Annotated in this window: 11 protein-coding genes and 1 pseudogene; 4 read left to right on the forward strand and 8 right to left on the reverse strand. The window is 69.7% G+C overall.

What is annotated here, in order from left to right; translation table 11 throughout:
* Positions 1-47: 47 nt before the first annotated feature.
* The 3 genes from E1J50_RS17890 to E1J50_RS17900 are packed head-to-tail and all read right to left on the reverse strand — an operon-like array spanning position 48 to position 3,828.
* Positions 48-2,285, reverse strand: coding sequence for a xanthine dehydrogenase family protein molybdopterin-binding subunit (locus E1J50_RS17890; RefSeq protein WP_132255194.1), 2,238 nt, complete (start codon positions 2,283-2,285; stop codon positions 48-50).
* A 14-nt stretch (positions 2,286-2,299) separates the two neighbouring features.
* Positions 2,300-3,313: an FAD binding domain-containing protein gene (locus E1J50_RS17895; RefSeq protein ID WP_132255195.1), complete on the reverse strand. Its 1,014-nt coding sequence runs from the start codon at positions 3,311-3,313 to the stop codon at positions 2,300-2,302.
* On the reverse strand, positions 3,310-3,828 hold the full coding sequence (locus E1J50_RS17900) for a (2Fe-2S)-binding protein (protein ID WP_132255196.1): 519 nt from the start codon (positions 3,826-3,828) through the stop codon (positions 3,310-3,312). The genes E1J50_RS17895 and E1J50_RS17900 overlap by 4 nt, the downstream gene beginning before the upstream one ends.
* Positions 3,829-4,128: 300 nt before the next feature.
* Here E1J50_RS17900 and E1J50_RS17905 point away from each other — a divergent pair, with 300 nt between their 5' ends.
* The 3 genes from E1J50_RS17905 to E1J50_RS17915 all read left to right on the forward strand — a co-directional run bounded on the left by E1J50_RS17905 (position 4,129) and on the right by E1J50_RS17915 (position 9,156).
* Positions 4,129-5,520: a M20/M25/M40 family metallo-hydrolase gene (locus tag E1J50_RS17905; protein WP_132255197.1), complete on the forward strand. Its 1,392-nt coding sequence runs from the start codon at positions 4,129-4,131 to the stop codon at positions 5,518-5,520.
* Between the two features lie 208 nt (positions 5,521-5,728).
* Positions 5,729-7,942, forward strand: a complete 2,214-nt coding sequence (locus E1J50_RS17910) for a glycosyltransferase (RefSeq protein ID WP_132255198.1) — start codon at positions 5,729-5,731, stop codon at positions 7,940-7,942.
* Positions 7,943-8,112: 170 nt separating this feature from the next.
* Positions 8,113-9,156, forward strand: coding sequence for a hypothetical protein (locus tag E1J50_RS17915; protein WP_132255199.1), 1,044 nt, complete (start codon positions 8,113-8,115; stop codon positions 9,154-9,156).
* Positions 9,157-9,181: 25 nt separating this feature from the next.
* On the opposite strand, the gene E1J50_RS17920 is transcribed toward E1J50_RS17915, so the two are convergent.
* The 3 genes and pseudogenes from E1J50_RS17920 to E1J50_RS17930 form a co-directional block, all read right to left on the reverse strand.
* Positions 9,182-9,583, reverse strand: coding sequence for a DoxX family protein (locus E1J50_RS17920; protein WP_132255200.1), 402 nt, complete (start codon positions 9,581-9,583; stop codon positions 9,182-9,184).
* A gap of 186 nt (positions 9,584-9,769) precedes the next feature.
* The gene (locus E1J50_RS17925) at positions 9,770-10,771 is read right to left on the reverse strand and encodes a hypothetical protein (RefSeq protein WP_132255201.1); all 1,002 of its coding nucleotides are present in this window, start codon (positions 10,769-10,771) and stop codon (positions 9,770-9,772) included.
* A 178-nt stretch (positions 10,772-10,949) separates the two neighbouring features.
* Positions 10,950-11,129 (reverse strand): annotated as a pseudogene (locus E1J50_RS17930) (cyanase); the annotation flags it as partial.
* Positions 11,130-11,542: 413 nt separating this feature from the next.
* Between E1J50_RS17930 and E1J50_RS17935 the strand changes: the two are divergent.
* On the forward strand, positions 11,543-11,926 hold the full coding sequence (locus E1J50_RS17935; RefSeq protein ID WP_245516629.1) for a DUF3307 domain-containing protein: 384 nt from the start codon (positions 11,543-11,545) through the stop codon (positions 11,924-11,926).
* Between the two features lie 26 nt (positions 11,927-11,952).
* On the opposite strand, the gene E1J50_RS17940 is transcribed toward E1J50_RS17935, so the two are convergent.
* On the reverse strand, positions 11,953-12,600 hold the full coding sequence (locus E1J50_RS17940) for an RNase A-like domain-containing protein (protein ID WP_132255203.1): 648 nt from the start codon (positions 12,598-12,600) through the stop codon (positions 11,953-11,955).
* Positions 12,597-14,018, reverse strand: a 1,422-nt coding sequence (locus E1J50_RS17945) for an adenylate/guanylate cyclase domain-containing protein (protein ID WP_132255204.1), incomplete at its 5' end; no start/stop codon positions are given. The genes E1J50_RS17940 and E1J50_RS17945, both read right to left, overlap by 4 nt.

Below are 14,018 nucleotides of genomic sequence, written 5' to 3' on the forward strand. Positions count from 1 at the left end.
GGCCCCGCCGGTCGCCGGCTGGCGAGGTCCCGGCGGAGGAGCCGCCTTCAGCCGATGATCTTGTCGATCGTGATCGGCAATTCGCGGATGCGCTTGCCGGTGGCGTGGAACACGGCGTTGGCCACCGCCGCCATCGTGCCGACGATGCCGATCTCGCCGAGCCCCTTCACGCCCATCGGGTTCGCCTTGTCGACCTCGTCGACGAAGATCACGTCGATGTCGTAGATGTCGGCGTGGACCGGCACGTGGTACTCGCCGAGATTGTGGTTCATGACCCGGCCGAGGCGGTGGTCGAGCATCGCCTCCTCCTCCAGCGCGCCGCCGATCCCCATCACCACGCCGCCGAGGATCTGGCTGCGGGCGGTCTTCGGGTTGATGACCTTGCCCGCTGCGATGGCGCTGACCACGCGGGTGACGCGCACCTGGCCCAACTCCTCGTCGATTTTCACCTCGGCGAATATCGCCGAGTGCGTGTAGGCCGAGAATTCCTTCTGGTGGCTCGAATCCGGGCCGGCCGACTCGGTCGCTTCGACCCTGTCGACGCCGCCGGCCTTCATCGCCTCTGCGAGCGAGACGCTGCGGGTGGGGTCGTCGGCCACGGCGATACGGCCGTCCCTGAACACGACGCGGTCGAAATCGACGTTGGCGAGCGGCGAGTGGTCCATCCGGCGCGCCATCGTGAAGACCTGGTTCGCGATGGTGCGGCAGGCCTTCATCACGGCGGTGCCCGAGGAGGCGGCCGTCCACGAGCCGCCCGCCACGGGTGCCTCGGCGAGCGCCGTGTCGCCGAGCTTCGTGGTCACGTCCTCCATGCGCAGGCCCAGCGCGTCGGCCGCGATCTGGGTCAGGATCGTGTAGGTGCCGGTGCCGATGTCGCCGGTGGAATTCCCGACCACGAGCTTGCCGTCGGCGGTCAGGGTCGCCTGCGCGCTCGATTGCTGCATCAGCGATTCCCAGACGCCCGTCGCCATGCCCCAGCCGACGAGTTCCTTGCCCTCCCGCATGGAGCGGGGCTCAGGCGTGCGCTTGCTCCACCCGAAGCGCTCGGCGCCCTCCGCGAAACAGGCCCGCAGCTCCTTCGAGCCGAAGGGCTTGTCCTCCGTCTGGTCCCGCTCGCTGTAGTTCTTGAGCCGCAGGGCGATCGGGTCCTGCCCGGTCGCGTAGGCGAGCTCGTCCATCGCGGTCTCGAGGGCGAAGACGCCGGTCACCGCGCCCGGCGCCCGCATGTCGCCGGGGGTCGGCAGGTCGAGATGGGTGAGCTTGTAGGTGAGCGCGACGTTCTCGCACCGGTAGAGGATCGCCGACCAGTTGACGACGACCTCCTGGTAATCCTCGTAGCGCGAGGTGCCCGAGACCGCATCGTGCCGCAGGGCCTGCAGGGCGCCATCCGGGCCGGCGCCGAGCGAGACGGTCTGCAGCACGTCGGGACGGTGCGTGAAGGTGAACATCTGGTCGCGGGTCAGCGTCACCCGCACGGAGCGCTCGAGCTCGCGCGCGGCCATCACGGCGAGGAAGAGCTGGTATTGCGGGCGCAGCCCCGAGCCGAAGCCGCCGCCGAGATAGGGGTTGAGCACCCGCACCTCGTCCTTCTTCAGGCCGAACACGCCGGTGAGGTAGCCCTGGCTGTTCGAGACGCCCTGGATCTTGTCGTAGACGGTGAGGCGCCCGTCGCCCTCCCAGATCACGGTCGAGGCGTGGGGCTCCATCGGGTTGTGGAACTCGATGGCGTGGCGGTACTCCTGCTGCACCTTGACCGGGGCGCCGTCGAAGGCGGCATCCGCGTCCCCCCACGGCTTCGGCGGCGGCTTGATGCCGGCCCGCTTCATCGGCGGGGTGTAGGAGAGGTCGCGCTTGCGCGCCACGTCGGTCTCGGGCTCCTCCGCCTCGTAGGAGAGCTTCACGAGGGAGGCGGCGTAGCGCGCCGTCTCGAAATCCTCTGCCACGACGAGGGCGACCGGCTGGCCGCTGAAATGGATCTTGTCGTCGTAGAGGGCGCGGAACGGCGAGCCGGGCGGGGCGACCGCGTCCTGGTAATTGTAGTCGAGCCAGGCCGTGCGCGGCCGGTTCTCGTGGGTGAGCACCTTGATCACGCCGGGCACGGCCTCGGCCTCCGCGGTGTCGATGACCGCGATCTTCCCGCGGGTGATCCCGGACGAGACCACGTAGCCATGGGCGAGATCGCGCGCTTCGAACTCGCCGGCATATTTCGCCTGGCCGGTGACCTTGGCGGGTCCGTCGACGCGGCTGCGGGCGGTGCCGAAATAGGGTTCGGGGCTGCTGGCCATGGATTCTCTCGGATTCAGGCGATGCGCTTGTCGGTCTGCGACTGGGGCGTGCCGGCGGCGGCCTGCTCCAGGGCGCGCACGATGGCGCGGCGGGCGAGTTCGACCTTGAAGCCGTTCTCGGAGTGGGGTGTCGCCTCCGAGACGACCCGGTCGGCGGCCGCCGCGAAGGTCTCGCGGGTGGCGGGCTTGCCGAGGAGGAGCCCCTCGGCCTCCGGGTTGCGCCAGGGCTTGTGGGCGACGCCGCCGAGGGCGAATCGGGCGGCCTTGATGGTCTGCCCGTCGAGCTCCATCACCGCGGCGACCGAGACCAGGGCGAAGGCGTAGGACAGGCGGTCCCTCAGCTTGAGGTAGGTGTAATGTCCGGCAAATCCCTCCGCCGGCAGGTCGACGGAGAGGACGATCTCGTCGGCGCTCAGCGTGGTGTCGCGCTCCGGCTCGTCGCCCGGCAGGCGGTGGAACTCGGCGAGCGGGATGGTGCGCTCGCCCGACGGCCCGGTGACCCGCACCGTGGCCTCCAGCGCCGCCAGCGCCACGCACATGTCGGAGGGGTGCGTCGCGATGCACTTGTCGCTCGTGCCGAAGATCGCGTGGATGCGGTTGACGCCGCCGATGGCGCCGCAGCCGGAGCCCGGCAGGCGTTTGTTGCAGGGCGTGCCCTCGTCGTAGAAATAGTAGCAGCGGGTCCGCTGCAGCAGGTTGCCGCCGGTGGTCGCGGCGTTGCGCAACTGCCCCGTGGCGCCGGCGAGGATCGCGCTCGACAGGACCGGGTAGCGGTCCTTCACCCGCTCGTCGTAGGCCACCGCCGCGTTCGTCGCGAGGGCGCCGATGCGCAAGGCTCCGTCGCGCTCCTCGATCCGGTCGAGGGGCAGCCGCGTGATGTCGACGAGGCGGCCCGGCCGCTCGACATTGTACTTCATCAGGTCGACGAGGTTGGTGCCGCCGGCGATGAAGCGGGCGTTGGCCCCCGACGCGACCGCCTGCACGGCCTCCTCGACCGTGCCGGCGCGGACGTAATCGAAGCGGTTCATCCCTGGGCTCCCGACTGGATCACGTCCTCGATGGCGTCGACGATGTTGGTGTAGGCGCCGCAGCGGCAGATGTTGCCGCTCATCGCCTCGCGGATCTCGTCGCGGGTCCGGGCGTGGCCCTCGGCGAGCACGCCGGCGGCCGAGCAGAGCTGGCCCGGGGTGCAGTAGCCGCACTGGAAGGCGTCGTGCTCGACGAACGCCTCCTGCAGCGGATGCAGCCCGTTGCCGCCGGACAGCTTGGCGAGGCCCTCGACGGTCGTGATCTCGGCCCCGTCCTTCATCACGGCGAGCGCGAGGCAGGAATTGACCCTGGTCCCGTTCACCAGCACCGTGCAGGCGCCGCACTGGCCGTGGTCGCAGCCCTTCTTGGTGCCGGTGAGGTCGAGCTGCTCCCGCAGCAGGTCGAGGAGGGTGGTCCAGGGCGCGACCTGGAGCCGGCGCGCCTCTCCGTTGATGGTGAGGCCGATCTCGACCTTCGTGTCGGCGGCTATGGGCGAACCGCTTTCGATGAGCATGGAATGTCCCACATGGCTTGAGGCCGGCCGCGCCGGATTGCGGGCCGGTCGGAATTCGAGAGCCGCGCGCCGCACCGGGCGGCGAAGCTGGGGCCGCGGCGGCGCGCGAAGGCGCGCCCTGCCCGAGGCCACTCGATAACCGTTCCAAGGTGACCCTGTTCCCAGGTCGTACTGCGGCGTGGCTGCAACGTCCGGTTATTGACGGGGACGATTCCGTTTCCCGCCGGGCTCGGCTAACGCTAGGCCCGATCCCAGTCTCGACCGGATTGCGGCATGGGAACCCCGACGAAGGAAGGACCGATGGCTGCGCTCGACCCGATCCTCAACGATATCGACCGCGACCTCGACAACGCGCTCGATCGCCTGTTCGAGTTCCTGCGGATCCCCTCGATCTCGACGGACCCGGCCTATGCGGGCGAGTGCCGCCGGGCCGCGCAATGGCTCGCCGGCACGCTCGACGCCCTCGGCTTCGAGACCACGATCGGCGAGACCTCCCTGCACCCGGTCGTGTTCGCCCACGCGCCGAAACCCGGCGCCCCGCACGTCCTGTTCTACGGCCATTACGACGTGCAGCCGGTCGATCCCCTCGATCTCTGGGAGACGCCGCCCTTCGAGCCGCGGATCGCCGAGGGGCCCGATGGGGCCAAGCGCATCGTCGCCCGCGGCGCCTCCGACGACAAGGGACAGGTGATGACCTTCGTCGAGGCCTGCCGGGCCTGGAAGGCGATGGCGGGCGAGCTGCCCTGCGGCGTCACCATTTTGGTCGAGGGCGCCGAGGAGAACGGCTCGCAGGGCCTGCCCGAATGGGTCGCGGCGAACCGCGACAGGCTCGGCGCCGACATCGTCCTCGTCTGCGACACCAGCATGTGGAACGCGGGAACGCCCGCCATCACCACCTCCCTGCGCGGCCTCGCCTATTTCGAGGTCAAGGTGCGCTGCGCCGACCGCGACCTGCACTCGGGCTTCTTCGGGGGCGCGGCGGCCAACCCCATCCACGTGCTCGCCCGCATCATCGCGGGGCTCCACGACGCGGATGGGCGCATCACCCTGCCGGGCTTCTACGAGGGCGTGCGCGAGACGCCGCCCGAGATCCTGGAGCAGTGGCGCGGCCTCGATCTCAGCCCGGACAAGTTCCTCGGGCCGATCGGCCTGAAGGAGCCCGCCGGCGAGCGCGGGCGGATGCTGATCGAGCAGATCCAGTCGCGGCCCGCCTGCGACGTCAACGGCATCATCGGCGGCTATACGGGGGAGGGGACGAAGACCGTGATCGCCGGCGAGGCGAGCGCCAAGGTCTCCTTCCGCCTCGTCGACGACCAGGACCCGGAGGCGCTGGCCAGGACCTTCGAGGCCTACGTGCGCGAGCGGGTGCCCGCCGACTGCTCGGTCGAGGTGATCTGCTACAAGGGCTCGCGGGCGATCAGCCTGCCCTTCGACATGCCGGAGCTGGAGACGGCCCGGGCCGCGCTCGAGGCCGAGTGGGGCGTTACCCCCGTGACGGTCGGGGCGGGCGGCTCGATCCCGATCGTCGGCGACTTCAAGCGGATCCTCGACCGCAACACCCTGCTGATCGGCTTCGGCCTCGACGACGACCGCATCCACTCGCCGAACGAGAAGTACGAGCTCCGGAGCTTCCACAAGGGCACCCGCTCCTGGGCCCGCATCCTGGCCGCCCTCGGCGCCGACAGCAGCTGAGACGGGGGCTCTTGCGTTCCGTGAGGGGCCTCTTGCGTCCCGTGCCGGGTCCAGTGCAAGAAGCCGTCTCTTGCCTGCGCGCGGCGCAGGCTGCCTCGGGCGCCCTCCGGGCGTCCGACGATCGCCTGCCGGCCCTGCATCCCGCCGGTCGGGCTCGGGTCACGCCGGACCGTAAAGGCATTCGGGCCCCGAAGGAGATGCCGAACCCGTGACTCGACGGTGGAAGACGAACTGGCGGCAACTCGCCGACATCTGGGACACGCTGCGCTTCACGCTGCTGCCGCGCTGGATCCGGACAGCCACCTTCCAGAAGCGCCGGACCGTCGGCCATTTCGATGGAATCTTCGGGAACGTCGCGCTCGGCTGGGTCTGGAACCCGAAGCTCCCCGACACGCCGGCCGCGGTCGAATTTCTCGTCAACGGCCGCGTCATCCACACCGCCACGGCCGAGATCTTCCGCCCCGACATCGCCGCGGCGGGCCACGGCAGCGGCGTCGCCGGCTTCATCGCCGAGCTTCCCATCGCCAAGCTGAAGGGGGTCCGGCGCCTGCGGGCGCGGCTTGCCGGCACGTGGCACGAGCTCGGCGGTTCGCCCAAGCGCCTCGACCCGGCGACGAACAGCGACCTGCCCCGCTGGCTGGAGAGGCGCGACCGCGTCACCGGACGCTTCCGCGAGCGCCTCGGCGAGCGCCTCGCCCGCACCGTGGCGGGGCGGCGCCTGTCGATCATCGTCCCCGTCTACAACACGCCGCCCGACTGGCTGTCCGAATGCCTGTCGAGCGTGGTCGCGCAATGGTGCCCGAACTGGGAGCTGATCTGCGTCGATGACTGCTCCGCGAACCCGGAGACGCGGCGGGTCTTGGACTCCTTCGCCGGCGCGCACGCCAACATCCGAGTGCTGCGCAACGCCGAGAACCTTGGCATTGCCCGGGCGACGAATGTTGGCATCCGCGCGGCCACGGGCACGCACATCACGTTCCTCGACCACGACGATTGCCTGGAGCCCGACGCGGTCTTCCATCTCCTCAACGCCGCCCGAACCGGGGCCGAGCTGATCTGCGCCGACGAGATCGTGGCAGGCGAGTCCCTGTCGGCGATCCGCAACCCGCAGCTCCGCCCGGCCTTCAGCTGGGACTATTACATCAATCACCCCTACGTCGTTCACCCGATCTGCGTCGAAACCGACCTCGCCCGCGCGATCGGCGGCTGGGATGAGGGGATGACGATCTCGGGTGACGTCGATTTCGTGCTGCGGGCGATCGAGCGGGCGCGGTCCGTGGCCCATGTGCCGGCGCTCCTCTACCGCTGGCGAACCCACAGCGCGAGCGCCGGCCACGCCCTGATGGATCGGGTGACGGAGGCCACGACCGGGGCCCTCAACCGCCATCTCTCCCGCGTCTGCCCGGGCGCCCACGCGGTGCCGACCGAATTGTTCAACCACTACGAGGCGCGCTTCCCCGATCCGGGCGGGAATACCCTCGTCATCATCCCCACGAAGAACCGCGCCAACCTGCTCGCGCAGTGCATCGACTCCCTGGAGCGGACGACCCAGCCTGGGGAGCTCGAGATTCTGGTGATTGACCACGAATCCGACGACCCGAAGACGATCCGCTACCTCGAGGCCAACGCACACCGCTTCACCACCTTCCGCTACAGCGGGTCCTTCAACTACGCCCGCATGAACAACCGTGCCGTGGCGTTCTACGAGGAACGCCACGGCGCCCTGCCGCCCTTCCTGCTGTTCTCCAACAACGACATCGAGGCGCGGGAGGCGGGCTGGCTCGGCCGGATGCGCTCGTTGGCGGGGCGCCCCGACGTCGGCGCGGTCGGCGCGACGCTGCTCTACCCGAACGACACGGTGCAGCACGCGGGCGTGGTGCTGGGCCTGCACGGGCGGCCGGCCGACCATGCCCACAGGTCCGCCCCCTTCCGAAACCGCGATGGCAGGCGCAACGCAGGCCCGATGGGGATGCTCGTGAGCACGCGCGAATACTCCGCCGTCACCGCCGCCTTCCTGATGATGCGCGCGGAGGTTTTCGGCCGGGTCGGCGGCTTCGACGAGGGCTTCACGGTCGGCTTCAACGACACCGATCTCAGCCTGCGCGTCGGGCAGGCTGGCCTCAAGGTCCTGAACGACGCGGCGTCCGTGCTCTACCACCACGAATCCGCCACGCGTCGGGCGGCCGGCGGCGTGGACCACCCGGAGGACGACCGGCGCTTCCACGAGCGCTGGGCCGGTCTCCTCGCCGAGGGCGACCGCTTCTACAACCCGCTCCTCGGCTCACATGGGCCGATGGACCATCGGCCGAAGCGGTTCTCGGTCAACTTCCCGAAGGCTCGCGTCCGGCCGGGGCTCGGACGGGTGGAGGCCGGCCGCGCGCCGGCGACCCCGGCGCGGTCGGCGCCGGCCAGCACGAGCTGACCGCTTTGCCCCCCGGTTCCGTGACCCGAGCGCCGGCTGCATCCGCGGCACGGGCGTGCGACAAGCCCGCCGGTCGTCCCGCCGCTCCGGCGCGGAACGGAGTCCGCTGCGGCTGCCCACGGACGGCCGGGCCCCTGCCCGAGCGTCCATCGGCGCAACGGTGAGAGGAAATGCGCTTCTTCATCGATCACGACAGAGGTGATTCCATCCGAGGCTGGGTCGTCCCCGACCATCCGACCGCCATCAGCCGCGTCGTCGTCAGCGTCGAGGGTCAGCGGGTGGCGGAGGTGTCCGCAACCTTGTTCGACGAGAACTTCCGCAAGTTCGGTTGGCACGCGACCGGACAATGCACCTTCATGATCACCGAGGCCGAGGTCCCGGGCCTCGCCGGCTTCCCGCGGCTCGAAATCTACGACACCGAAACCAACGTGCTCGTTCATCGGCGCGTCCCGGAGGACACGACGGTCGCGCACCGGCTGCTGCTCATCAACACGAGCATCATCCCGGAGACCGTCATCCAGTCCCTGCTGTTCCGGCATTTCCGGCAGAGCTATTTCGGGCTCGAAAAGCTCAGCGACGACATGCTGCAATCCGTCTGCGGCAACCCGGCCCTGGTCTCGTGCTGCGTCTCGGGTGGGCTGCTGGTCCAGCGCTACGAGCCGTATTTCCCATCCGAGCGCTGGCTGACCGCCGTCCTCGTTCACGATCCCTACGTGGAGATGGCGGCACGTCTCACCTGGCTCGGGGAGCGCGCCGCGCTCGCCGCCGACCCGGCCCAGAACTGGCGCCTCGGACGCCTCGTCGACGCGGCGTCCTTCGTGGGCGAGCAGGACATGTCCACGTCGCGCGGTCTCAAGCGCCTGTTCCAGACGATGCCGGAGACGGTCTACAAGCTCCTGTACAACCCCTTCACACGCCAGTTCGGCACGTCGCTGCCCGATATCGAGCTTCGGCCGAGCCATTCGATCGCGGCGATCGAGACCCTGGCGCATATCGGGCTCGTCGGCCACCGCGACCATTACGAGGCGTTCATGGCGAGCCTCCTCGACCGGCTCGGTATCGAGGAGACGGCGCCGCAGGCTCATCCCGTCCCGGCCGCCGTGCTCGACCTTGCCGACCGGTTGAGGAAGTTGTCGAGCCTCGAAGAGATGATCGTCTTCGACGTCGCGATCTCGGACGCCGTGCGCAGCGCCGTCGCCAAGAATTGGCGCTGACGGATCGGGGCGCGAGAGCCGGCTCTCAGGACCGGCGCCGGCCCTCATCGAGGCTGAAGGCACCGGGGCCTGCGGCGGCGAGGTAGAGGAAGACGAAGCAGAACAGGATCGCGGCGTCGCCCCCGTTCAGGGCCGGAAAGACGTTCTTCGGCGCGTGGAACATGAAGTAAGCCACCGCCATCTCGCCGCTGAGGAGGAAGGCGACGGGGCGCGTGAAGAGCCCGAGCACGATGAGCGCGCCACCGACAAGTTCGAGCATTCCGCCGACACCGAACAGCGAGAGTAGCTCCGGCGCAGGGTTGGTCCGCGGCGGGATGCCGAGAAGTTTCTGGGAGCCGTGGGCGAGGAACAGGAGCCCCGCCATGATCCGGAGAGCGGCGAGCGCGTAGGGCGCGTATCCGGAGAGTCGGGTGGTGAGGGCGGCCATGCGGAACGTCGTCTTGAGATGGGAAGAGGACCGACATCGCGGCCCCGTTCGGACCGCGATGTCAAGCAAGGGCTGCCCTGGACCGCGCGGCGACGCACAGGTACCCGGCCCCTGGAGTCCCGCACCCGCCGTGTTCCGGCAGCGGGTCCAGGCCGCGGCGCACCGTAGGTCCGAGATCGAAGGTCCCTAATGCCCCCGGCCATGGATGGCGTTCACGCCCGCCCGGATCGTATCGAGGTTCCCCACGATCGTGTGGGCAGTCAGCTCCACCCCTGCGCCTGGTTTCAGCTCGGTCAGGGTCTGATCGACGAGGGACAGGTTGTTCGTGCCCTGCGTCGGGAAGCTCTGTGCCGCGAAGTTCGGGCATTGGTCCGTCTGGTCCGGCAGCGCCATCGGGAACTTGTGGGTGCCGCAGCGCTGATCGAGCGTCCAGCGGCCATAGAGCGCGACCCCCCAGCCGAGGTCGGATCGCATCCAGGCCATGGCGCGGAAGCGATAGAGGGACGGAGCGTAGGTGGCTGCGGTGGACACGTTCGACGAGAGGTCGGTCCAGGCCGTGCCGTCCATCGACAGGCCGTAGAGCTTGCTGAGGACTTGTCTGTCGAAATAGGCCGCTGGAACGAACGGGACGGGCGTCGGCCGCGAGAGGCCGTCGAAGACGGCATGCATGAAGGCGAGGTTCGACGGCCGCGCATCGGCCCTGTCCCGGTGGACTTGGTACCGCATCCGGATCACTTCCTGCGCGTCGAGGTAGGGCAGGGGGCCGACGGTGTGGTGCCCCTCGATGCGCAGGCCCGACGTCGTGCCCCGCCCCGCCCACTCGCGGGGATAGCTGCCGACGCTCACGCTGCGGCCCGACGTGCCGAGCGCGTAGACCTGCGAGGGCACGCCGCACTCGTCGCCCGCCTCCTGGGGGTTCAGCCAGGGCGGAGCCTTGGTTTCGCAGGTCTTCGCCTGGGGCGGGAGTGAAGTGGAATCGAAGAAGAGGGAGGCCTGGATCTCGCGCCCGAGATCGGCGGTGTTGATGGTTTCAACGCCCAGGATCCGGAGGGAGTCGATGCTCCCGCCGCGCGAGCCGCTGACAGTGAGGGACACGACGCCGTTGCTGGCCGTCTGGCAGAGGGCCGGGACGGGGCCGAGGAGGGCCAGAACGACGGCTGTCAGGGAGAGGATGCTGAGACGGGACACGATCCCTCCGGAACGATGTGGGCACCGTGCCGTGTGGCAGTTCGGGCGCAGGCTTACAATCGGGATCCGAGTAGGAGCATGATCCCGATCGTAAGCCTGATCCGCCCATCGAGGCGATCTCGTCGGCTGGGCCGCATCCTCTCACGCCGAAAGGGTCTCCGCCTCGGCCTGGAAGCCTTTAGCCCTCGTTGAAGCCGTATTCGGGCACGTCCTCCTCGTTGCCGTAGTCCTTGTAGGGTAGGAACTTGCCCGAAAGGTTCATCTTGACCCGGTCGCCCTTGTTGTTGGGCTCGCGCTCCATCGTCCTGGTGAAGTCGATCGCCCACATGATGCCGTCGCCGATCTCCTCCTGGATGCACGTCCAGGTCGAGCCCTTCTCGCGCTTGATGTCGAGGAGCTTCTCGGTGAGGTCGCAGCGCTTCGTGGAGTTTCAGGTGGCGGTGATGGCTCTAAACCTCGCCCCGCGAGGCCAGGAGGATGACGGCGTCTTGTCGAGGCCGTGGCGGAAGGCTCATCGCCGGCCGCTCCCTAGGATCGCATCTCCCAAGGATCGCATCTCCCGAGAATCGCACGGGTAAGCGGCGTGCCATCCCGGCGGCCCCGCGACAGTCCCCGGACGAAAGCCGATCAGGGCCGCCCCGGCCCCGCCGGCATCGCGCGGCCGCGAGGCGGCGTTGGCCGGTTGCGCGCAAGGGGGTTAATGAAAAACGAACGCGTTTCGCCTAGGGCCGATCTGTGAGGCGCGGAGAGCGCGCGGCATGCGGGGGGCTGATGGCGCTGGTTCCGGTCTGGACGATGGCGGTGCTCGCGGGCACCATGATCGTCAAGCACTACGTCGCCGACTTCGTGCTCCAGACGGACTGGATGGCGCGCGGCAAGGAGCAGGAGCGCGGCTGGCTCCTGCCGCTGACGGCGCACGTGGCCTGCCACGCCCTCGCGACGCTCTGCGTGGCCCTCGTCGTGGCGCCGCGCCTCTGGTGGCTCGCCCTCGTCGATTTCGCGATCCATTTCTGCGTCGACCGCACCAAGAGCGTGATCTCCCGGCGAACCCGCTGGAATCCGGGCCAGGTCCAGTTCTGGTGGCTCCTGGGCTTCGACCAGATGCTGCACGCGCTCACGGATCTCGGGCTGGCTGCGTCGTTCCTGAGCCTGTGACGGAGGCGGGGCCGTGGGCGGCGGCGCTACGTGTTGCCCCGGATCGGATTGAGCCTGAGGCTGTTGGGCGGCCGAGGATAGAAGGTCTTGACGTAGAACTGGTCGCCGGTCTGCCCGTCGAGCCGGAAGAGCACCAGAGTCATATGGTTGCAGTAGAATTCCCTCACGCCGCCGCCGAGGGCGAAACGCGCCTTGAAGGCCTCGTCGGTCCTGATGTCGCTGAAGCTGGCCGAGCCGTTCCTGTTCAGCGTGCTGATGACTTTGTCGGCGTTCTTGAAGGTTTGTGAGGCGGCCCGGGCGGCTTCCCCCTCGGTCGTGAAGGTCGACACGTACTGGATGCCGCCGTCCCTCGCCCCGTCGCCCGCGAACAGCCGCTGCATCAGCTGATCGTTCGACAGGCCGATATGCCGCGTGCAGGGATGCCCGCCGTGCTTCTCGGACTCCTTCATCAGGGCAAGTGCGCGGACGGGAGTGATCGTATGGCCCATGCCGGTCTCGACGTTGATTCGCGTCCGATGCAGTCCCCGCGAGATGAGCAGCCCGCGCGCATGCAGACAACCGGTGCCGGTGCTGAGAAGCCTCGCGGATCCACGGGATCGATCGGCAATCGAGGCTCGGGAGCGCGACGGGACCTGGACGAATCCTTCGCGAATGTCGAAGCGCGGCGCGCTCACGCGGCGATCCGCGTCGAATACTCGCCCGCCCGCAGGCGGCGGGCGTGGAGGGCGACGACGGGATCGTCCGGCCGGCTCTCGTGGAGGGCGATGAGGTCGGCCGCCGCCGCCTCGCCCCGGCCGAGACCCGCATAGGCCGCGAGGTAGCGCTGCGTGAACGGGTCGGCCGCGGCCTCCGCGGTGATCGGATCGTAGACCTCGACGGGCCGGGCCTTGCCGCGCAGGGAGAGGGTGCCGATCGGCCGGAAGGGGATGTCCCGGCAGAGGGCGGCCGTGGTGCCCGCCACGCAGATGCGGGTGCCGAGCGCCTTGTTGGCGGCCTCCAGCCGGGCCGCCGTGTTGATGGCGTCGCCGTGGGCCGTGTAGTCGAAGCGGCGGGTGCCCCCGAAATTGCCGACCACCGCCGGTCCCGTGTTCACGCCGATCCGCGTCGTGCCGAAGGGGATGCCCTCGGCCCGGCGCGCCGCCGCGAAGGCGGTGGCGAAGGCGTCCATCGCGAGGGCGCAGGTCACGGCCCGGGCGGCGTGGTCGGCCTGGTCGAGGGGCGCGTTGAACATCACGTGCACCGCATCGCCGACGATCTTGTCGACGGTGCCGCCATGCTCCATCGCGACCCCGCAGAGGCCGTCGAGATAGGCGTTGAGCAGGGCAACCAAGGCCTCGGCGCCCCGGGTCTCGGTCATCGCGGTGAAGCCCTCGAGATCGGTGAACAGGAAGGTCATCTCCCGCGTCTCGCCGCCGAGCTTCAGCCGCTCGGGCTCGCGGGCGAGCGCCGCCACGAGGTCCGGCGAGAGGTAGTGGGTGAAGGCCGTCCTGAGGCGCGTGGCGTCCCGCTCGACGAGGAGGTGGCGCGTCAGCGTGGTGGCGCCGAAGCCGGCGAGGATCGCGCCGACGGGGAGGGTCGGGTCGAGGAGTAGCCGCTCGCGGGTGAAGGCGAACCAAGCGAAGGCCGCCGCGAGGCCGAGGCCGGCGAGCGCCGCCCCGCCCGCGAGGCGCAAGGGGGCGCGGGCGGCGAGCGTCACGACGAGAAGGGCGATCAGCCCGGCGGCGAGGCACTCGGCGCCCGCGGCCCAGAGGGGGCGCTCGAGGACGTGGCCCGCGAGCATCTGCTCGATCACCTCCCCGTGGATGGCGACGCCGGGCTCGAAGGCGTTGAGCGGCGTCGCGCGCAGGTCCGAGAGGCCGAGGGCGCTCGTTCCCACGAGCACGACCTTGCCGGCGACGTCGCGGCCGAGATCCGCGTCGACGGCCGGCTCCAGCAGGCGCCAAGCCGGGATGGCGTTCCGTGCCAGGGCTCCGCTGTGATGCACGCGGAAGGTCCCTTCGGCGTCGAGGGGCACGTCGAGGGCGCCGACGCGCAGGAGGTAGCCGGTGACGGGGCCGTCGGCGCCCGCGCGCTCCGTGCGCACGAGGAGCGT

It is taken from the genome of Methylobacterium segetis (assembly GCF_004348265.1).
In the GTDB taxonomy this organism is placed as follows: domain Bacteria; phylum Pseudomonadota; class Alphaproteobacteria; order Rhizobiales; family Beijerinckiaceae; genus Methylobacterium; species Methylobacterium segetis.

What these genes read in the sequence shown, in the direction of transcription:
- E1J50_RS17915 (WP_132255199.1), top strand. Translation starts at nt 8,113, where the DNA reads ATGCGCTTCTTCATCGATCACGACAGAGGTGATTCCATCCGAGGCTGG.
- E1J50_RS17920 (WP_132255200.1), bottom strand. Translation starts at nt 9,583, where the DNA reads ATGGCCGCCCTCACCACCCGACTCTCCGGATACGCGCCCTACGCGCTC.
- E1J50_RS17935 (WP_245516629.1), top strand. Translation starts at nt 11,543, where the DNA reads ATGGCGCTGGTTCCGGTCTGGACGATGGCGGTGCTCGCGGGCACCATG.
- E1J50_RS17895 (WP_132255195.1), bottom strand. Translation starts at nt 3,313, where the DNA reads ATGAACCGCTTCGATTACGTCCGCGCCGGCACGGTCGAGGAGGCCGTG.
- E1J50_RS17890 (WP_132255194.1), bottom strand. Translation starts at nt 2,285, where the DNA reads ATGGCCAGCAGCCCCGAACCCTATTTCGGCACCGCCCGCAGCCGCGTC.
- E1J50_RS17905 (WP_132255197.1), top strand. Translation starts at nt 4,129, where the DNA reads ATGGCTGCGCTCGACCCGATCCTCAACGATATCGACCGCGACCTCGAC.
- E1J50_RS17900 (WP_132255196.1), bottom strand. Translation starts at nt 3,828, where the DNA reads ATGCTCATCGAAAGCGGTTCGCCCATAGCCGCCGACACGAAGGTCGAG.